Below are 19,216 nucleotides of genomic sequence, written 5' to 3'. Positions count from 1 at the left end.
ATCTCTTTTAGATACAACAAAAAATTATTTTAAGCGGTATACATGAAAAATTTAGAATCTTCATTTAGAGCGCTGCGCGTGCTTCACGTAGCAAAAGATTTATTTAATCAAGATGGCTTTCATAAGGTCGGTGTTGACCGAATTATTGCAGAAGCCAAAATTCCCAAAGCTACTTTCTATAACGACTTTCACTCAAAAGCCCGACTGATCGAGATGTGTCTGACTTTTCAAAAAGATGCGCTCAAAGTAAAAGTATTTTCCATTCTTAATTCATACAAAGAGCAAATGGTGCTTGATAAACTCAAGCAGATTTACCTTCTACATGCCGACTTAAATGGCTTTTATCATTTGCCCTTTAAAGCAATTTTTGAAATTGAAAAGCTCTACCCAAAAGCCTATAGCGTGGTGATTGAATATAGAACTTGGCTAATCAACGAAATTTATAAACTGCTTTTAACCGTCAAAACTACATTTTCGATGAAAGACGCCCACATGTTTTTGTTTGTGATTGATGGGGCAATGGTTCAACTTTTAAGTAAAAACAGTGTAGATGAGCGAGACAAGTTACTAAATTATTTTTTAATAATGCTCTCTTAGCTCTAAATCCACACACGTTCTAAAAGTAAAAAGCCCGTAATTGGGCTTTTTATTTATTCGAGCTCTAGTTGATCGTCATCTTTCGTGACTTTGATTTTTAACTTTTTATATTTACGCTTGTTTGGATCTAAAGCAGAGTTTGTTACTTCATCAGCAAATTTTGGATTCTGCATGAGTTTGGCATAGGCTCTGTAACCTATACGAATTCTGGTAGGTGGACAATCTGTTCTTTTGGAATAATATTCAATAAGCGAATTTAATTCCTTTAACAAACTTTGATGTTCCATTGTATTGCTTATTTTCTATTAATTAGTAAGTTATTTTCAGCATACTAAACTTTAGAAAATTTCTAAAGATGTGGTTGATATACATCATTTTTAATAAATGTTAATTGATTTACATTTATTCTATTAAAGGTGAATTAATTTGCATTTTATTTGGTATTTCTGATTTCTTTTTAATCAAACAGTCATAACCAAGGTGTAAATTAATGTTAGAAAAAGAAAATAGATAGAAGATTGCCACGAACAATAATTACTTAAGCAATTTTCTCACACTGTGGTATTAAGCTGACTTTAACGAGTCGGCTTTTGTTTTTGTGAAAAAATAAAAAGCCCTAGATCGGGCCTTTTACTTTTTAAGTTAGTGATTAAAACTTAAGTTTTTTAAGTCCACGACTTACGCCATTTTGTAAAGCTGCTTTAATGATCGGGCCAAGAAAAGGCACTCGTCCTTTAAAGCTAATGGTGTAATCCAAACGAGTACGGTTGTTTCCCAAATCAATAAACTTCATTACACCACGGTGACCTTTAATTGGGCTAATACCGCTTGTGATTGCATATTCGATCAGTTCATTTTCTTTGTAGACTAAATTTGTTTCTACAAATGACGGGGTAAATGGCATAGACATTTTACGAGCAGAGCCAACACCATTACGAGCGTCTTTTCCGTTGCTAATGCGAGTCACTTTAGCAGGAGCGAAAAGTTTGCTTAGGTTTTCATGTTCACTCAAGACTGCAAAGACCTTGTCTACGGGTGCATCAAATTCTTGTACGATGTTGATTTTTTGAGTTTTTAACATCTTATTTCCTCTGAAAATAATTTTGACATTGGTGATTGTCAGAATTTGGATATTAGCACGCTTTGGGCAATGGGGGAATTCTACTTCATCGGAGTTATCGTAAGTTTGAAAAAAGCATTGCAATAAATCTACAATGCTTTTTAGTCTTTTCTTAATTTTTTAAAGAAAGGTTGAATCACAGACCAGTTGGTTGAAACCCAGCAAATAAATGAACCAGCCGTAACCATGGCTGTTCCTTGCCAAAAGCTTAAGGACAATTGAGTTTGTAAAACAAACATCGCCAAAATAGATGAAATAATAGGGGTGAAATACGAGGCAACCACAAGCATGGTAATGTTTCCATGAATGATGCCAATGTTCCATGCCGCATAGCCAAAGCCAATTGCAGCGGAGGCAACTAAAAGGGTGATTGCAGTTGGAATATCCATTGAAGGAATGGCAAATTGCCCAGAGAGAAGCAGCTTGAGCCATAGTGTGAGTGCGACACAAACAAAGAAAATAGAGATCGGGTTTTGCCCATTACTCATTTTTTTGGTGAGTACACAGTAAAAAGCCCAAATAATGGCACCTACAAATGCCAAAATATAGCTCAGAGGGTTGCTATGCAAATTATCGACAATGTTACTTAGACTAAAATCACCGCTTCCAGTTTGAATAAAAATAATGCCGGAAATTGAAATAAGCAAGCCGAGAATAATAAGAAAATTAAACTTTAATTCCTTAAAAATAACAAAAGCCAAAACCGTTAAACTCGGCCACAGATAATTAACAATGCTGACTTCAATTGCCTGTTGAGGGCTTTGAGAATAAGCAATTGCAAATGAAAAACACAGCTCGTAAGCAACGAACAGGACTGTACCTAATATTAAATATTTTTTAGAAATCTGCTTAAAGTCTGGAACTTTGAAAATGGCAAGCAACAGTAGCGCACTTAAAGAATAAATAAGCGTAACACCTAGCTCAGGTCCAATGGCGGCACTGACTTGTTTCATCAGACCGACCATAGATGCCCACATGAGAATGGCGCTTAGACCAATCAATGTTGCTAGATTTTTTGACATAAAATTCAGTAAATAACGGTTAGAAAATGGTAAAAGATTAAGCTGTGCTGGCGAAAGGAATAAATTTTCAAGATAGGGAATATAGGACAAATTATATAAAATATAAACAATTAAATTTATTGATTGGTTGAATCTGCTATGTTTGTTTAAGCATTCAATTGGGTAAAGAAATTTCGAATAAAACAACATTTTTACGAGGAAAATATGGAAGTTATTAAAACGGTTGGTGTGGTAGGAGCAGGCGTAATTGGAGCAAGTTGGACCGCCTTATTTTTATATAAAGGATTTAAAGTTAAGGTTTATGACCCGTATCCTATAGATGAAGCGATTTTTAAAAAAAGAATATACGCAAATTTAAATGATTTATTGGCTTTGGATGGAAACTCTGAATACACCCATTCTCTACAAGATGTACTGCTTCATCTGGAAATTTCTAATCACTTAAAAGATGCAGTTTCAGATGTAGATTTTATTCAAGAAAATGCCCCTGAACGTCTGGATGTAAAACAAAAGCTATATCAAGAAATCACATCATATTGCCCTGAACACACCATTATTGCTTCAAGTTCGTCAGGCTTAAAAGTGTCTGATTTTCAAAAAGAGGCCAAACATCCTGAACGTATTTTACTAGGGCATCCTTTTAATCCGCCTCATCTTTTACCTTTGGTTGAGATTGTTGGTGGTAATTTGACGTCTCCACAAATTTTAAAACAGGCTTCCGAGTTCTATAAACAATTGGGCAAGAATCCAATCGTTTTAAATAAAGAAGTCAAAGGGCATGTAGCAAACCGCTTGCAAGCTGCGCTATGGCGAGAAGCCTTTTCACTGGTTGAACAAGGCGTGTGCTCTGCCGAAGATGTCGATGTCGCGATTACCAGTGGGCCAGGTTTAAGATGGGCACTATTTGGCCCCTACATTAATATGCAGCTGGCAAACCAAAAGGGCTTTAAAGAGGCAATTCATCATTTAGGCCCGCCAATGACAGAATGGTGGAACGATATGCACGCATTTCAACATTCAGACGAGACAACTGAGTTGTTGGAAGCAGAAACTAATCAGCTTTTAACTCAATATAAGGATATCGATTTATATCAAACCAGAGACAAAGGTCTGGTCGATATCTTAAAGCTCAGACAACAACTTAAGTTAGACTAATTCAAACTTGTACGACAGAGCCAATCATTTTATTGCAGAGATGATTGGCTTTTTTGTTGGGGCAAAAAATAAAAACATCCCTAGCTGAAATAATCCTATATTCATTAATTGTTACTCAAATCTCTATAGAAGCAATTACTGCGGTGTCGATGCTGTATTGCTGCTATGAAATGCACAATTTTTGGTGCAGCTTTTTACTTTCCATTCTAAAGCGCACTCAAATTGCCCAAGTTTAGTATTACTTTTAATCAAAATCGTAATACTAAACTGGCATGTCCTTTGCATAGTCATAAGTAATCAAAAGTGATCTAGGGTTCCGATACTTCATGTATGACTGGACCGAGAGTTCACGGTTCCTAGCGAACTACACGGAGGGATAAAAGCCCGGGAGGAAGTCTAAAACTATCCGACAGGAGTAGCTATGAACACTGCAAGTTATAATAACAATCAGGCGATTTGGACCGAACTTTTACCCGGAGGACATCACTGGTCGGGCCGTATTCAAAAGGGAACCATTCTTAGATTTAAATCACTTGGCGCGCAAGCAAACGTTTCTTTGTTTTGTGTAAATGCTGCCGATGTGCTTGAACGCTTTAACATGCCCGACAGTTTAAAAGGGCAACATACTGCCTATTTAAAAGCTTCCAATGTGCTGTATTCGGACCTTGGCCGTGTCATGGCTTCCATTGTTCATGACGATCATGGTTGGAATGACGCGCTTTGTGGTCCAAGCCGACCAGAACAAATTGAAAAGCAATTCGGCAATCGCTCATTTCAAGATGCTCGCAATGATATGTACCAAAACGGCTTAGACAGTTTACTCATTGAAATGTGTAAATACGGACTTGCCAGCCAAGACCTGAGTGCCGCTGTTAACCTATTTTCTAAAGTTGTGCCAGATGAAAACGGCGCTTTGTCTTATGTCAGTTCTGATAACACCGATCAAACCATTGAATTGCGTTTTGAAATGGACTGCCTACTATTTTTATCTGCCGCGCCGCATGGTTTAGACACCAGTCCAAGCTATCAACCTGCCGATATTCAACTCAGTCTATTTAAAGCCAATTCACTAACAGACAGCGATATTTGTCGTGATGCATGTTCACAAAATCAGCGTGCGTTTCAAAACACAGCCCGCTACTACGCGCTTAGCAATATTTAAATCAGGAGAAGCATCATGACAGTTTTACAATCATTTGAAAAAGCAGTTTTAAATGAAGTTTGTCCTGCGGGTGAAGCGTGGATGTGTGAGGTTAAAAAGGGCCAATATTTTCGAATTATTGACCTTGAGGGAAACCAAGCAGTCGATACTTTGTTTATGAGTGCCGAAAACCCAACTGAGCGTTATAGCGCAATGGACACTTTGGCCATTAACCAACAGATTTATTTAGAAAAAGGCACCAAGCTCTATAGTAACTTTGGCCGCCCAATTGCGGTTATTCATGATGATAACTGTGGTCGCCATGACACCATTGGTGGTGCTTGTTCATGTGAAAGTAATACAGTTCGCTATGCACATGAAACCTACCCTATGCATAGTTGCCGTAACAACTTTATGTATGCCTTGGCAAAACACCCGATTGCAAAAAAGCATGGTTTAAATGTCCGTCATATCGGCCCAAATATTAACTTTTTTATGAATGTGCCAGTAACGCCAGACGGTCAGCTTAAATTTGATGATGGAATTTCAGGGCCGGGTAAATACGTCGAAGTTCGGGCAGAAATGGATTTAATCGTTTTAATTTCCAATTGTCCGCAGCTGAATAACCCATGTAATGCCTATAACCCAACCAAAATTCAACTGGTTGTTCGCGAAGCGGAAGGGGTGTAAGCATGTTTAAAAAAGTTCTGATTGCCAACCGCGGTGCAATTGCCTGTCGCGTAATTCGTACCCTCAAAAAACTCGGTATTGCTTCGGTTGCAGTTTACTCCGAAGCCGACCGTGATTCGTTACATGTGACCTTAGCTGATGAAGCTTTCTTAATAGGTCCTGCACCTGCTCATCAAAGCTATTTAAATATTGAAAGAATCCTTGAAGTTGCAAAACAGTCGGGGGCAGAAGCCATTCACCCTGGTTATGGTTTTTTGTCTGAAAATGCCGAATTTTGTGATTTGTGTGAGAGCCAAGGCATTGCGTTTATTGGGCCAACTTCAAGCCAAATGCTCGATTTTGGTTTAAAGCATACGGCACGTGAACTCGCTATTAAAAGCAATGTACCTTTACTTCCGGGTAGTTCACTCCTTGCAGATGAAGCTGAAGCCTTGACTGAAGCGGCCCGTATCGGCTATCCGGTCATGCTGAAAAGTACCGCGGGTGGCGGTGGTATTGGCATGCGTTTGGTCTGGAACGAAACCGAGTTAAAAGATGCCTATCAAACTGTGTCTTATTTAGCTCAGGTCAATTTTAAAGATGCGGGTTTGTACTTGGAGAGATTTGTACAACATGCGCGCCATATTGAAGTTCAAATTTTTGGTGATGGACAAGGGCAAGTGTTAGCTTTGGGGGAGCGTGATTGTTCGGTGCAACGCCGTAATCAGAAAGTCATTGAAGAAACACCCGCGCCCCACTTAAATGAACAGCAACGCGACTATCTTCAAAAGGTCGCGATTCAATTGATGCAGTCGGTGAACTATCGTTCGGCAGGCACAGTTGAGTTTGTTATGGACACCGAAACCCAAGAATTTTATTTCTTAGAGGTTAACACGCGTTTGCAGGTTGAACACGGCGTGACCGAGCAAGTGTTTGGTGTCGACTTGGTCGAGTGGATGGTTACCTTAGCAAGTGGTGACTGGTCAGCACCCACTGAACAGTTAGAGCCAACAGGGAACTCTATTCAAGTTCGTCTTTATGCTGAAGATCCGATTAAACAGTTCCAACCAAGTGCAGGCTTACTCACCCATGTTAAATTTGACCCGCAAGCCCGAGTCGAAACATGGGTAGAAACCGGTTCAATAGTATCGTCTTTTTATGACCCAATGATTGCCAAAATCATTGTAACTGCTGCAACACGGGACCAAGCCATACAGGCAATGGGTGCTAGTCTTGCCAACACGCAAGTGGCTGGTATCGAAACCAATTTGGAGTATTTGCAAAATATTATTGCTTGCAATGTGTTTGCGTTAGGTACCCAAACCACTCGGTTTTTAAATACGTTTGAATGGAAAACTCAAAAAATTGAGGTGTTGCAGGCAGGCATTCAAACTGCCATTCAAGATGTAACAGGTCGACTAGGTTATTGGGATGTTGGGGTGCCGCCATCAGGTGCAATCGATCCACTCAGTTTAACTGTAGCAAACCAGCTTTTAGCCAATGAGTTAAATACCGCAGGGCTTGAATGCACCTTACAAGGGCCGACCTTAAAGTTTCACTGTGACAGCCAAATTGTGATTACGGGCGGTGATATGCCGTCAAAACTTGATGGCGAACTTGTGCCGATGTGGCAAACCATCAATGTAAAAAAAGGCCAGATTTTAAAATGTGGGCTTATCCGTTCAGGTTGCCGTAGCTATATAGGTGTTAAAGGTGGCTTTGATGTTCCTGACTATTTAGGGTCACAGGCGACTTTTACTTTGGGGCAGTTTGGTGGACATGCGGGACGTAATTTATTAATTGGCGATATGCTGCCGATTACTGAATATTCAGCTCAATCAACCACTGCATTAGCTCACGCGAAAATTCCTAGCTTTACCCAAAACTGGGAAATTGCAGTCATGTATGGTCCACATGGTGCGCCAGACTTTTTTACCAAACAAGATATTGATACGTTCTTTGTCAATGAGTTTGAAATTCACTATAACTCAAGCCGTACAGGCATTCGTTTAATTGGTCCCAAACCTGAGTGGGCACGTGAAGATGGGGGCGAGGCAGGCTTACATCCATCCAATATTCATGACAATGCTTATGCGATTGGTGCGATTGATTTTACGGGCGATATGCCAATTATTTTGGGTCCGGATGGTCCGAGCTTAGGCGGTTTTGTATGTCCTGCAGTGGTGATTCATTCCGAGCTTTGGAAAATTGGGCAACTTAAAGCAGGCGATAAAGTCAAATTTGTGCCTGTGAGTTATGCACAAGCGAAAGCACTCGATCAACAATATCATCAAAGTTTAATCGCGACTGATACAACTTTGGTTGATTTTAGTCCAATCATTCAAGCAGAACTCGATACTCTAAAAGATGCAGTTTTGGCAATTTTAGAAGGTGAAGCTGACTTACCAAATGTGACCTATAGACCAGCTGGAAATAGCTATTTGTTGGTGGAATATGGTGAGTTAGTACTCGATCTGAATTTACGCTTCCGTATTCATGCACTCATGCAATGGGTCAAAGATCAAAACATTCAGGGCATTATCGACTTAACACCGGGCATCCGTTCACTACAAATTCATTTTGATTCAATCCAGCTCGATCAACTTGAGCTTTTACAGAAACTTCAGCAAGCAGAAGCCGAGTTACCCGACATTCAAAATATGCAAGTTCCTTCACGGACTGTCTATTTGCCTTTAGCTTGGGAAGATTCACAAACTCAGCTTGCCACCGAGCGCTATACGCAAATTGTTCGTCCAGATGCGCCGTGGTGCCCCGATAACGTCGAGTTTATTCGCCGTATTAATGGTTTAGCTTCAAAGCAAGCGGTTAAAGATGTGGTTTACAGTGCGAACTATTTGGTGATGGGTTTAGGCGATGTGTATTTAGGTGCACCCGTTGCGACACCACTCGACCCACGTCAGCGTTTAGTCACCACAAAATATAACCCTGCGCGAACTTGGACACCTGAAAATGCTGTTGGGATTGGTGGTGCTTATATGTGTGTATACGGTATGGAAGGGCCAGGTGGCTACCAGTTTGTTGGCCGTACCACCCAAATGTGGAGCCGTTACCGTAAAAATGCCGACTTCGAAGATGGCAAACCGTGGCTACTGCGCTTTTTTGACCAAGTTAAGTTTTATGAAGTCTCTGAGACAGAACTTCTGCAAATGCGTGAAGACTTTAAGGCAGGCCGTCTACAACTTCGCATTGAAGATGGCGTACTCAACTTAAAAGAGTACAACGCGTTTTTAAAAACACATCAAGACACCATTCAAGCCTTTAAAGACACTCAGCAAGCCAATTTCGAGGCTGAACGCCGCCGTTGGCATGAAGCAGGTTTGCAAGAATATATCTCTGAAAGTCTAGATGCAGTTGATGAAGGTGAAACCGTAGTTATTCCTGAAGGGGGCTGTGCAGTCGAATCACACATGCCGGGGTCAATCTGGAAAATCGAATGCGCGTTGGGAGATATTGTTGAAGAAGGTGCAACCCTTGCGGTGATTGAGGCAATGAAAATTGAAATTCCAATTATTGCACCCGAACGCATGAAAGTTGAAACCATTACTATTGAAAAGGGGCAAACCGTAAAAACAGGACAAGTATTATTTACTTTGGCACCTGTGGCCTAAATTAAAAAGAGAGCATCTATATCGATGCTCTCTTTAAACCTTATGCTTCGGTCAAATGCTTTAATACTTTATGACCATGTTCAACAGCTTCTAATTTAATTTTCGACTCTGGATTACCTGATAAAGGCGAAACGTCATAAAGCAAGTAAGTGGCGCTTAACTGCATTTGTGTATATTGAATTGAATATTGAACCGCTTTTAAAAAGCTATCGATTAAGTTTTCTTGGTCGTTCACCATGTTGGCTTCAGTTTGGCCGACCGTCATACTAATAATGACTTTTTTGTCTTTTAATTTATCGCCTTGAGAGCCATAGGCAAACTGATAAGTAAAGACCTCATCAAACCATAATTTCAAAATTGCCGGCATATTAAACCAGAACATTGGATATTGCAGAATGATCGTGTCATGGCGTAACAAGGCTTCTTGTTCGGCACTTACATCAATTTGGTAGTCTGGATAAAGTTGGAAAATATCTCGGACTTCGAGGTCCAGATCGGTTTTTACGAGTTCATTCACAATCGTTTTATTTGCAATAGATTGCGCGTAGTAGGGATGAGCTAAAATCAGTAAAGCCATGAGAGTGCCTTTAAACTATAAAAATAATAGTCACTATAATTTTTATAGTATTGGCGTACAATAACTATCAAAGTTGATAGGTAGCGTTAAAAAATGGCAAATACTGAAAATACATGTGAAGTCACGGTAAATGGAAAAACTTATCCATGTCATATCAGTATGGCTATGGACTTGGTGGGTGGAAAATGGAAATGCGTGATTTTGTATTATTTAAAAGATAAGCCGAAACGCTTTAATGAAATCAAGCAACTCATTCCTACAATTACTGAAATGACATTAAGTCTTCAACTCAAGCAGTTAGAGCAAAGCGGCTTAATCTCTAGAACGGTTTATGGTGAAAAAGCACCGATCAAAGTTGTCTATGAAATGACGGATTTTGGAAAAACTTTTAGGCCAGTTTTAGATTCTTTATATGTATGGGCTCATAGTTTGATTAGTCTATCTGAGGTTTCAGAATAAAAGTTTGATTCACAGTTATTATAACTAGTATAAAAGATTGATTTTTTAATACTCACTTCAATTAGCCCCATTCCTGTGCATGGGGCTTTTTTTTGCCCAAAAATCACTCATAAATACCCATAAAGCCTATCAAAACGACACTTAAAAACTGGCACATTTTCTGCATCTCATATTAGTAATACAAAAACTGAATTTGGTAATACCAAGCTAGAGGTGTGATATGAACGATGTAAAACCTGTGGTTCAACCAAAGCAAACTTTAAAAGCCTTTTTAGTCGAATTGCTCAGCGTACGTGCAGGCGTATATATCAAACAAAACAATTATCCGACTAAAACAAAAGGATAAGACTGTGGCAAAACAAAAGTTGGCTCGAATCAGTATTACCGTACCTGAAATGACCCTCAACGCTCTCGACCAAAAAATTGTCGAGCAGAACTATGAAAGTCGCTCGCAAGCGATTGTCGACATGATTAATAAACATCTCATCGCGGAGCAGGCACAGGCTAATGAAGTCATGGTGGGCACGTTGACGCTACTTTATGACGCTAACCAAATGACCTTGCGTAATCAATTGGTCGATTTACAGCAACAGTTTTTAGCACAGGTGATTAGTTCACTTCATATTCAACTCGACCAACAAAAGATATTGCAAGTCATGTTAATGCAGGGTGCGAGCTCTGAACTCAGACAAATTAGCCAGCAATTTATTGTGCTTAAAGGGGTAATCAAGGGGCATTTAGAACTGATGGATGCCGTGATGCCGCCTATACAGCAAAATGACTAAATGAGGAGTAGCGTGTTGAAAAATTTATGGACAATCCCAGACTGGAAAACAGCATATCAAACTGGACAAATCCATATTGAAAGTCTGATTGCTTATGTTGCAGAAATTAAAAATGATGACCATGCATGGATTGAAATTGCCTCCGTTGAGCAGATTCAATCGCAAATTAATGTTTTAAAAGACCAGAATATTGCTGACCTACCTCTGTACGGTGTGCCATTTGCAGTTAAAGACAACATTGATGTCGCTGGTTTTCACACAACTGCTGCTTGTAAAGAGGTTCAATATTTAGCTAAGCAAGATGCTGCCGTAGTTGCCAAGCTGAAAAAAGCAGGAGCGATTGTGGTGGGCAAAACCAACCTCGATCAGTTTGCGACTGGACTGGTCGGGGTTCGCTCTCCCTATGGTGCAGTAAAAAATAGTTTTAATCCCGAATACATCAGCGGTGGTTCAAGCTCTGGTTCGTCGGTGGTGGTTGCTAACGGTATTGTGCCTTTTAGTTTGGGGACTGATACGGCGGGGTCAGGGCGTGTACCAGCGGGCCATAACAATATTGTGGGCCTTAAACCGACAAAGGGCTGGTTTTCTACTACAGGTTTAATTCCTGCATGTCGGACCATTGATGTCATTTCTATTTTTGCGCTGCATATTGATGATGCGTGGACCGTTGCCAATTTAATGCAGGGCTATGATGAAACAGATGAATATTCACGAATACATCCAGCCAATGTACCGACGCATTTTTCTAAACGAAAAATAGCTATTCCAGCTCAGCTTGAGTTTTATGATGATCTTGAATCTGAAAAAGCCTTTTTAGTTGCAATTGAACGTGTAAAAAAGCTGGGTTATGAAGTAGAGAGTATTGACTTCAGCGTGTTTAATGAGCTTGCTGCTGCACTTTATAATGATGCATGGGTAGCGGAAAGAACAGTCGCCGTTGAACGCATGACAAGCCGTGAAAAGACTCATCCAGTTATTGCTCAAATTATTGCGCAGGCAGATAAATTCAAAGCAACAGATGCACTTCAAGCTGAATATAACCGTGCCGTTCTGGCTCGAAAAATTAATTTGGTATTAGAGCCTTTTGATGCATTGATGGTCCCAACAGCGCCAACCATTTATACCATTGTCGAAGTTGAAGCCGATCCGTTGACTAAAAACGCGCACATGGGGACCTATACTAACTTTGTAAATTTTGCAGATCTTTCTGCACTGGCCTTACCAAATGTACTCCGTGAAGACGGTTTACCAAGTGGAGTAACCTTTATTGCACCAGCTTGGCACGATCAGGCACTCGCTAATTTTGCGCAGCTCTGGCAAACCGAAACACCGCTGAGTTTGGGTAAATCAACCCAACATTATCAAAAAAGTATAGACATCCAATCGAATCATTCAGTGCAGCTTGCTGTAGTGGGAGCGCACTTAACAGGCATGCCGCTTAATTTTCAGCTCACTAGTCGCAATGCCACTTTGCTTAAGAAAACTCAGACTGCAGAAATTTATAAACTCTTTGCCTTAAAAAATACCACGCCACCAAAGCCGGGGCTGCAATGCGATGCAGCAGGTACGGCAATTGAAGTTGAAGTGTGGAATGTTCCATTAGCAAATTTTGGAGCGATTGTGGCTGAAGTACCTGCACCACTTGGCATTGGCAACCTCAAATTAAAAGATGGAACATGGGTCAAAGGCTTTGTTTGCGAAGCTTATGTCATTCACGATGCAACCGATATTAGCCATTTTGGAGGCTGGCGAGCCTATATACAGTCACTCAATCAAACCGCTCAAAGTGTTGTTAATAAAAATGTTGGGGAAGTTTCTATATGATTAAAAAAGCATTGTTATCCGTATCTATTTTATCGGCAGTTGTATTGGGTGGGTGTGACAATACCGCTAAAGTGCCCGAAGCTAAACAAGATGCTCAGGCAGCCACAAATACAAAACCAATTACCATTGGCTATAGTGATTGGCCAGGCTGGGTGGCTTGGCAAGTAGCGATCGAAAAAGGCTGGTTAAAAGAAGCAGGGTTAAATGTAGAGTTTAAGTGGTTTGATTATTCGGCTTCGCTTTCAGCCTTTTCCGCAAATCAGCTTGACGCTGTGTTGGTCACCAATGGTGATAACTTGGTAACAGCTTCGGGTGGCACTCAAGGCATGATGATTTTGGCAACAGATTATTCTGCGGGCAATGATGTCATTATTGCAAAAGAGGGTATTAATACCATTCAAGACCTAAAAGGAAAATCAATCGGTGTCGAAAAAGGCTTGGTTGACCATCTTTTGTTAGCAACTGCTTTGACTGACCATAACATTAAAGCGAATGAGGTGAAGTTGGTAAATTCAGCAACGAACCAATTACCTCAAGTGTTCAATAGCCCCGATATTTCCGCGATTGCTGTTTGGCAACCTGTTGCAGGTCAGGCATTAAAAGCAGTGGCAGGTTCAAAAATTATCTATACTTCTAAAGACAAGCCGGGTTTAATCTATGACACCCTGACTGTTAACATGAGTCATTTAACTGCTCATCAAGAAGAATGGGAAAAAATCATTCAGGTGTGGGACAAAACAGTTAAATATATTAATGACCCTGCAACCCATGCCGATGCAGTTAAAATTATGGCCAATCGTTCAGGGGTTGATCCAAAACAATATGAGTTGATGGTCAGCGGAACGCATCTATTAGATATCAATGCCAATAAAAAGGTATTTGTTAAATCAGATGGTTTTGACTCGATTTATGGCTCGACCTATCACGTCAATAAATTTAACGTTGAAAACGGTATTTATAAAACTGAACAAAATGTAGATGGGCTGATTTATCCAACACTGATAGAACAACTCAAATAAGCCCAATAAATTAAAAAGCCCAAGTTCAGCTTGGGCTTTTTAATGTCTTACTTATTTCTCTGTACTGACCTGAGTCATACGCGGAATTTTTGGTAAATCTTGCAAAGCTGGGTCAAGTTCATCTTCTTCAGCATGTACCAGATAATCTACCTGTGAGCGGAGCTGTTTAAACTCAGGGGTACTCATTAAGTCCAGTGAGCGTGGGCGAGGTAAATTAACTTCGATAATTTCCTTAATTTCACCCGGATTGGCTTTGAGTGCCACAATTCGGTCTGCCAGTAAAATAGCTTCATCCATGTCATGAGTCACAAAAATAATCGTGATATCAATGTTCTGCCATAAATCCATTAAGTGCTTTTGCATTTTTTGACGAGTGTGTGGATCGAGCGCACCAAAAGGTTCATCCATCAGTAAAATTTTAGGTTGATTGACCAAGGCTCTCGCAATTGCAACGCGCTGTTTCATGCCACCAGAAAGTTGATGTGGATACTGATTTTCATACTTTTCTAAACCAATAATATTGATCCATTCACGGGCTTGAGCCTCGGCTGTCATTTGACTGGCGCCGCGCATTTGCGGGCCAAACATCACGTTTTCTTTTACTGTTTTCCAAGGGAAAAGGGTATAGCCCTGAAACACCATGCCGCGTTCAGGACATGGACCCGTAATGCATTCACCGTCTACTAAAATTTCTCCGCTATGGTATGGGTCTAAACCCGCAATGACACGGCTCAGTGTCGATTTGCCGCAGCCAGAAGGGCCAATCACACAAATAAATTCTCTTTTGTGAATTTTTAAATCGAGTTTATTTAAAACAGTGCGTTCGGTTTGACCATGTTTAAAGACTTGGCTGAGCTGTTTAGCTTCTAAAATAACAGGGCGTTCATAAATTTTTTGAAAGTATTCATGCGCGTTAAATGTTGAATCATTCATTATTTTGCTCCTACTTGCCAAGTGAACATCCGCTCACCTAATTTCATTAATACCCAGTCACATACCAGCCCAATCACCCCAATAATCAAAATAGCCGCATAGACATTGTCGAAGTTTTGATAGCGTGCCTGTTGGGTAATAAACCATGTAATACCAGAGGTTGTACCAATCAACTCTGAAACAATTAAATAGGTCCAAGCCCAACCCAGTAATACACGTAAGTCACGGTAAATATCAGGTAAGGCGGCAGGGATCACCACGTGAAATAAACTTCTGAGCTTATTGGTGCCAAGGGTATAGCCAGCTTCAATTAAGCTTCGATCTACCATTCGGGTGGTATTGGCAATAATGAGAATTTGCTGAAAAAGTGTACCAATCACAATAATTGCAATTTTAGGTGCATCATTAATACCTAAAATTGCCACTGCAAGTGCGCCAAAGGCAGGAGCAGGTAAGTAACGGAAAAACTCGACAAATGGCTCTGTTAACAGTGATATGCGCTTAGAAAAACCACACAAAATACCCAGTGGAATCCCGATAAGTGAAGAGATAAAAAAGGCTGAAAATACCAGTTTGATACTGTGCCATAAACTTTGATGAAACCACGGTGAATCAGGTTGTTCTGGTGGTGTGGTAAAGGCGGTGACCAAAGCCTGAGCGACTTCATGAGGAGCGGGTAAATAAATCGGATTGACCAAAATACCTTGTGGTGGTGCAGAATTTCGATTGACTGCATTTTGTGCTTCGAGATAGAACACATTTTTATCAATGCGACTTCCTACTTGTAAGTAAGAAACACTTCCCGAACTCGTGATTTGTACTTGAGGATGCCAAACAAAAGGTAAATAACTGATTGCGCACCAAAGACATATTGGAATAACGAAAGAACAAATACTGAGAATCAGCTTGTTCTTTCGCGTAAATTCCTTTGCAACATAACCCATATTGAGAGCTCCCCATTTTGATCAGTATTACGATTTTCATAAAACGTAATATTGTTAAGCAAAATAAGTGCCATCTTTAAGGTGCTCTAGATGAGTTAAGAAGATGAGGGAACTAAAGTTTCATGTAAATAAACCCAATAACATTTTTCGCCTTCTACTTTAATGCAGGCAGTGGACGTACGTACTGTCTCGGTTTCACTCGTTTGCTGATGTTCCTGATATTGCACCCAACAATAATTCTCAAATTCGTATAAAGCTGTGCTCTTAATAATGTCGATTTTTAAAGAAGGCTTTTTTCCAATATTTTGACTAAATAAACTATTCACTTCGGCTAAACTAATGCTATGGCCTTGAACCGTGACCATCTTAAAATTTTGATCGAAACTATCTAAAAGCGGGTTAAGACTCTGTTCTGCATTTTGGCCTGTAAATACATTTTCGATCAAAACGTGTAGGTCAATCACGCTTTGAATGGCTTGATCCATTTGGTTAGACATAGGTTTTCTCCTTTAAAATGGGAATGAGTGAGAGTAAGCAGAGGACTGCTGCAATTAAAAAAGTATGTTGATAGCGAAGCAGATCACTTGAGTCAGACATTAAGTTATAGATCGAAATGAGAACAACAGTGCCGACACTAAATGAAACTTGTCGATTGATGTTCCAGAGTACACTTCCTTGTAATAAATCTTGACCCGTAAAGTCAATTAACGAACTAATTTGGGCAATATTGGCGCTTAAGCCGCCTCCCATACCCATCACTAAATAGGCGAATACTAAAAAGCTTATGGGGCTAGTGTTTGAAATAAAAAATAAGAAAAAGATACCAAGGCTATGAAGGGTAATGCCAATAATAAGTAAATATTTCTTTCCTAAGCGTTGATAGAGTAGGCCACCGCTGATCATTGCCACCAGCGCACCTGCTGCATAGAGCAACATGAATGAGCCAGTTTGTTTTGCGTTAAAGCCAAGGTTAACCTGTAAATTAAAAATATTGAGTAAATTAACGCCTGTAAAAATACCGGGAACAGCGTAATAGACAATAAATGCATTGCGTAAATTTTTATTTTTTAATAACTGAAGATTGAGAATAGGATGAGAGATTTTTTTCGCATGGTAAATGTAACAAGTAAGCATTCCCACCGAAATTAGAAAACTGCTTACAGCCAACGTGAGATTGTGATAATCCCCATAGAATGAAAATGAGAGTAACAAACATAACAGGCTTATATTAAAAATAACCAAGCCTTTTATGTCTGGTCTTTCACTCGACACATTCTCTGTTTTTTTAACCCATAGCCACGCTAGAAATGAGGCAAGTAAAGAAAATGGAAGGTTAGATAAGAATACCCATCGCCAATTCAATGAATCAATAATCACACCACCAAGGGCGGGTGAAAATGCGGGCGCAATTAAGGCAATTGCCATAATCATTGTAGAAATGCGTTGGCGCTCTTGATTGGGAAATAAGGCATATACGAGAGCTTGGCCGGCTGGAATTAATAAACCTCCAGCGATACCTTGAATAAAACGCCAAAAAATTAAGCTATAAATCGATTCGCTAAATCCAATAAAGCAAATGCTTATCGAGAATAACAGCATCGAATAACACAATAACTTTTGGTTCCCAAGTTTGGTGGCTAACCATAAACTCATGGGCATGATTAAAATGAGGCCGAGAATATACGCATTGGTTACCCAAGCGACCATGGATTGGCTGACTGAAAATGATGATGCAATATTAGGTAAAGCAATTGCTGACATAAAAATGTTAATGCAATCAATAAAGAACCCAAGTAAAAACACCGTTGCTATTTTATATCGATAAGACATACCTACCTCCGTGCAGGCAGGGTAAGATTCAGCTCTTTTATTGTCGATGCAGCCGAAGTAAAATCATTGTTTAATAATTTCAAACAATCGGCTGAATTGTGCAAAAAAATCTCAAGCAAATTACCAGTTTTTTACAAGTTGTCGATTCCGGGTCTTTTACTAAGGCTGCCGAAATTTTGGGACTGAGCCGATCAATGGTCAGTATTGATATAAAACAATTAGAAAAGCAGTTAAATACAAGTCTCTTAATTCGAAACACCCGTAATATTGCATTAACTGAAATAGGCCAGCATTTTTATCAAGATTTTAAACAAATCCAACTTCAGATTGATGAGGCTTTTGAGCGAAGCCAACATTTAGGCACAAGCATTACAGGCACTTTACGTTTTTCATCAACCAATGAATTTGGTCAACGTTTTATTCTGCCTTTACTTCCTGAGTTTTGTAGGCTTTACCCACATTTACGACTACAATATTCGTTTAATTCATCTCTCGATGATTTAGTCACTGAAAAATTAGATCTTGTTATACGGCTAGGAAATTTAAAAAGCTCATCTCTAAAAACTCGAAAGATCGGAGAATATCCAATTTATCTTGTGGCTACTCCGCAGTTTATAAAAGACCATTCTGTAGAAAATATATCCGATTTGGCAGATGTTCCGTGGATTGGTCACACATTATTGAACTGGCAAGATTCCCAATATATTTTACAAAATAGTTTAGGGGAGCAATATTCATTACCTTTTATTCGAAGTCAGTATGAATCAAATTCACTAACAGCAATTCATCAAATGGCTCTTTCATCCTTAGGTATTGCGATTTGCCCAGCATGGTTAGTTGATGAAGATATTCAACAAAACCACTTAATTAGGTTATTTCCTGATTTCTCGTTACCGTTACAAAATATTCAATTACTTTATCCTAGTACTTCTAATTTACCAGCCAAAACTCGGGCATTTATAGACTTTTTGGTAGCCCGTCTTTCTTTTAGATAAACTAAAAAATATGTAAGTTATGGACGATAAGCTATTTTATATAAATAGACAATTCTGTCTGTTTTTTATAAAATAGCGCTGATTATGACTCAGTTTTATAATAATGATGTCCAATAAAATATTTCAAATTTTAGATAGTTTAGGTTTGGTTGCACAGAATCGTGTACTTCATGTGCAATTTTCCAACCCATCATTAAACACTCAAGTCTTCTTGCAACGTATTGAAGGCGAACATACGCTCAATCAAGGTAGCGTTGCTGAGTTACTGTGTCTGTCGACGAACGCACACATCGCATTAAAACAATTTATTGGCTGTCAGGTTGCTGTCGATCAGGTCACTGACATGGGCCAGTTTTTTAGAACCACAGGCATTATTACTGAAGCGAGCCAAGGGCAAAGTGACGGTTCACTCACTATTTATAACCTCACCTTAAAAGACCCAACTGCACTCTGGCATAAACGCCGCAATAGCCGCGTGTTTATGAACAAAAGCGTGCGGGATATTAGCGAAATTCTG

Annotated in this window: 20 protein-coding genes and 1 riboswitch; of the genes, 12 read left to right on the top strand and 8 right to left on the bottom strand. The window is 39.6% G+C overall.

Features of this window, described 5'->3' with window-relative positions; all coding sequences use genetic code 11:
- Positions 1-42: 42 nt before the first annotated feature.
- A complete protein-coding gene (locus NL42_RS10115) occupies positions 43-597 on the top strand; it encodes a TetR/AcrR family transcriptional regulator (RefSeq protein ID WP_281831936.1) in 555 nt (184 codons plus the stop codon).
- Positions 598-650: 53 nt separating this feature from the next.
- On the opposite strand, the gene NL42_RS10110 is transcribed toward NL42_RS10115, so the two are convergent.
- The 3 genes from NL42_RS10110 to yddG all read right to left on the bottom strand — a co-directional run bounded on the left by NL42_RS10110 (position 651) and on the right by yddG (position 2,739).
- Positions 651-884, bottom strand: a complete 234-nt coding sequence (locus tag NL42_RS10110) for a hypothetical protein (protein ID WP_005047819.1) — start codon at positions 882-884, stop codon at positions 651-653.
- A 362-nt stretch (positions 885-1,246) separates the two neighbouring features.
- Complete coding sequence (locus NL42_RS10105) at positions 1,247-1,678, bottom strand: SRPBCC family protein (protein ID WP_004642298.1); 432 nt, start codon at positions 1,676-1,678, stop codon at positions 1,247-1,249.
- A 140-nt stretch (positions 1,679-1,818) separates the two neighbouring features.
- On the bottom strand, positions 1,819-2,739 hold the full coding sequence (gene yddG, locus NL42_RS10100; protein ID WP_461312648.1) for an aromatic amino acid DMT transporter YddG: 921 nt from the start codon (positions 2,737-2,739) through the stop codon (positions 1,819-1,821).
- 204 nt (positions 2,740-2,943) lie between these two features.
- Here yddG and NL42_RS10095 point away from each other — a divergent pair, with 204 nt between their 5' ends.
- From NL42_RS10095 to uca, 4 genes are all read left to right on the top strand, one after another.
- The gene (locus NL42_RS10095; protein ID WP_461312647.1) at positions 2,944-3,894 is read left to right on the top strand and encodes a 3-hydroxyacyl-CoA dehydrogenase NAD-binding domain-containing protein; all 951 of its coding nucleotides are present in this window, start codon (positions 2,944-2,946) and stop codon (positions 3,892-3,894) included.
- A 297-nt stretch (positions 3,895-4,191) separates the two neighbouring features.
- Positions 4,192-4,287: riboswitch (guanidine-I (ykkC/yxkD leader) on the top strand.
- Between the two features lie 28 nt (positions 4,288-4,315).
- Positions 4,316-5,056, top strand: coding sequence for an urea amidolyase associated protein UAAP1 (locus NL42_RS10090; protein WP_461312646.1), 741 nt, complete (start codon positions 4,316-4,318; stop codon positions 5,054-5,056).
- A gap of 15 nt (positions 5,057-5,071) precedes the next feature.
- A complete protein-coding gene (locus NL42_RS10085; protein WP_000217380.1) occupies positions 5,072-5,725 on the top strand; it encodes an urea amidolyase associated protein UAAP2 in 654 nt (217 codons plus the stop codon).
- Positions 5,726-5,727: 2 nt separating this feature from the next.
- Entirely contained in the window at positions 5,728-9,333 is a 3,606-nt protein-coding gene (uca, locus tag NL42_RS10080; RefSeq protein WP_461312645.1) for an urea carboxylase, read from the top strand.
- A gap of 40 nt (positions 9,334-9,373) precedes the next feature.
- Here the strand turns inward: uca and NL42_RS10075 are convergent, their stop codons facing one another.
- Positions 9,374-9,910 carry an NAD(P)H-dependent oxidoreductase gene (locus NL42_RS10075; RefSeq protein ID WP_461312644.1) on the bottom strand — a complete coding sequence of 179 codons (537 nt, stop codon included), beginning with the start codon at positions 9,908-9,910 and terminating at the stop codon, positions 9,374-9,376.
- Positions 9,911-10,003: 93 nt separating this feature from the next.
- Here NL42_RS10075 and NL42_RS10070 point away from each other — a divergent pair, with 93 nt between their 5' ends.
- The 5 genes from NL42_RS10070 (at position 10,004) to NL42_RS10050 (ending at position 13,997) form a co-directional block, all read left to right on the top strand.
- Complete coding sequence (locus tag NL42_RS10070; protein WP_284089389.1) at positions 10,004-10,369, top strand: winged helix-turn-helix transcriptional regulator; 366 nt, start codon at positions 10,004-10,006, stop codon at positions 10,367-10,369.
- Positions 10,370-10,589: 220 nt separating this feature from the next.
- Entirely contained in the window at positions 10,590-10,715 is a 126-nt protein-coding gene (locus NL42_RS10065; protein WP_005047797.1) for a hypothetical protein, read from the top strand.
- A 4-nt stretch (positions 10,716-10,719) separates the two neighbouring features.
- Positions 10,720-11,154, top strand: a complete 435-nt coding sequence (locus NL42_RS10060) for a CopG family ribbon-helix-helix protein (protein ID WP_461312643.1) — start codon at positions 10,720-10,722, stop codon at positions 11,152-11,154.
- A gap of 12 nt (positions 11,155-11,166) precedes the next feature.
- Entirely contained in the window at positions 11,167-12,978 is a 1,812-nt protein-coding gene (gene atzF, locus NL42_RS10055) for an allophanate hydrolase (RefSeq protein WP_461312642.1), read from the top strand.
- Positions 12,975-13,997 (top strand): ABC transporter substrate-binding protein, encoded by a 1,023-nt coding sequence (locus NL42_RS10050; RefSeq protein WP_461312641.1) that lies wholly within the window; start codon positions 12,975-12,977, stop codon positions 13,995-13,997. Before atzF ends, NL42_RS10050 begins: the two co-directional genes overlap by 4 nt.
- Before the next feature lie 51 nt (positions 13,998-14,048).
- Here the strand turns inward: NL42_RS10050 and NL42_RS10045 are convergent, their stop codons facing one another.
- From NL42_RS10045 to NL42_RS10030, 4 genes are all read right to left on the bottom strand, one after another.
- Complete coding sequence (locus NL42_RS10045; protein ID WP_461312640.1) at positions 14,049-14,930, bottom strand: ABC transporter ATP-binding protein; 882 nt, start codon at positions 14,928-14,930, stop codon at positions 14,049-14,051.
- Positions 14,930-15,874, bottom strand: a complete 945-nt coding sequence (locus NL42_RS10040) for an ABC transporter permease (RefSeq protein ID WP_461312639.1) — start codon at positions 15,872-15,874, stop codon at positions 14,930-14,932. Before NL42_RS10040 ends, NL42_RS10045 begins: the two co-directional genes overlap by 1 nt.
- Before the next feature lie 95 nt (positions 15,875-15,969).
- Positions 15,970-16,371 (bottom strand): hypothetical protein, encoded by a 402-nt coding sequence (locus tag NL42_RS10035; RefSeq protein WP_461312638.1) that lies wholly within the window; start codon positions 16,369-16,371, stop codon positions 15,970-15,972.
- The gene (locus NL42_RS10030; protein ID WP_461312637.1) at positions 16,364-17,704 is read right to left on the bottom strand and encodes an MFS transporter; all 1,341 of its coding nucleotides are present in this window, start codon (positions 17,702-17,704) and stop codon (positions 16,364-16,366) included. The genes NL42_RS10035 and NL42_RS10030 overlap by 8 nt, the downstream gene beginning before the upstream one ends.
- 98 nt (positions 17,705-17,802) lie before the next feature.
- Between NL42_RS10030 and NL42_RS10025 the strand changes: the two genes are divergently transcribed.
- The gene (locus tag NL42_RS10025) at positions 17,803-18,699 is read left to right on the top strand and encodes a LysR family transcriptional regulator (protein ID WP_461312636.1); all 897 of its coding nucleotides are present in this window, start codon (positions 17,803-17,805) and stop codon (positions 18,697-18,699) included.
- 103 nt (positions 18,700-18,802) lie between these two features.
- The coding region (locus tag NL42_RS10020; protein WP_461312635.1) for a contractile injection system protein, VgrG/Pvc8 family at positions 18,803-19,216 on the top strand (414 nt) is incomplete at its 3' end.

It is taken from the genome of Acinetobacter sp. GN11 (assembly GCF_054823985.1).
The sequence above is the reverse complement of the archived record's forward strand: the minus strand, read 5'-3'. Positions and strand labels throughout refer to the sequence as shown.

Excerpts from the sequence above, each read along its gene's own strand:
- NL42_RS10075 (WP_461312644.1), bottom strand. The coding sequence starts at position 9,910 with ATGGCTTTACTGATTTTAGCTCATCCCTACTACGCGCAATCTATTGCA.
- NL42_RS10085 (WP_000217380.1), top strand. The coding sequence starts at position 5,072 with ATGACAGTTTTACAATCATTTGAAAAAGCAGTTTTAAATGAAGTTTGT.
- NL42_RS10030 (WP_461312637.1), bottom strand. The coding sequence starts at position 17,704 with ATGTCTTATCGATATAAAATAGCAACGGTGTTTTTACTTGGGTTCTTT.
- NL42_RS10040 (WP_461312639.1), bottom strand. The coding sequence starts at position 15,874 with ATGGGTTATGTTGCAAAGGAATTTACGCGAAAGAACAAGCTGATTCTC.
- NL42_RS10090 (WP_461312646.1), top strand. The coding sequence starts at position 4,316 with ATGAACACTGCAAGTTATAATAACAATCAGGCGATTTGGACCGAACTT.
- NL42_RS10105 (WP_004642298.1), bottom strand. The coding sequence starts at position 1,678 with ATGTTAAAAACTCAAAAAATCAACATCGTACAAGAATTTGATGCACCC.
- NL42_RS10035 (WP_461312638.1), bottom strand. The coding sequence starts at position 16,371 with ATGTCTAACCAAATGGATCAAGCCATTCAAAGCGTGATTGACCTACAC.
- NL42_RS10110 (WP_005047819.1), bottom strand. The coding sequence starts at position 884 with ATGGAACATCAAAGTTTGTTAAAGGAATTAAATTCGCTTATTGAATAT.
- NL42_RS10065 (WP_005047797.1), top strand. The coding sequence starts at position 10,590 with ATGAACGATGTAAAACCTGTGGTTCAACCAAAGCAAACTTTAAAAGCC.
- NL42_RS10070 (WP_284089389.1), top strand. The coding sequence starts at position 10,004 with ATGGCAAATACTGAAAATACATGTGAAGTCACGGTAAATGGAAAAACT.
- NL42_RS10050 (WP_461312641.1), top strand. The coding sequence starts at position 12,975 with ATGATTAAAAAAGCATTGTTATCCGTATCTATTTTATCGGCAGTTGTA.
- NL42_RS10095 (WP_461312647.1), top strand. The coding sequence starts at position 2,944 with ATGGAAGTTATTAAAACGGTTGGTGTGGTAGGAGCAGGCGTAATTGGA.
- yddG (WP_461312648.1), bottom strand. The coding sequence starts at position 2,739 with ATGTCAAAAAATCTAGCAACATTGATTGGTCTAAGCGCCATTCTCATG.
- NL42_RS10115 (WP_281831936.1), top strand. The coding sequence starts at position 43 with ATGAAAAATTTAGAATCTTCATTTAGAGCGCTGCGCGTGCTTCACGTA.
- uca (WP_461312645.1), top strand. The coding sequence starts at position 5,728 with ATGTTTAAAAAAGTTCTGATTGCCAACCGCGGTGCAATTGCCTGTCGC.
- NL42_RS10045 (WP_461312640.1), bottom strand. The coding sequence starts at position 14,930 with ATGAATGATTCAACATTTAACGCGCATGAATACTTTCAAAAAATTTAT.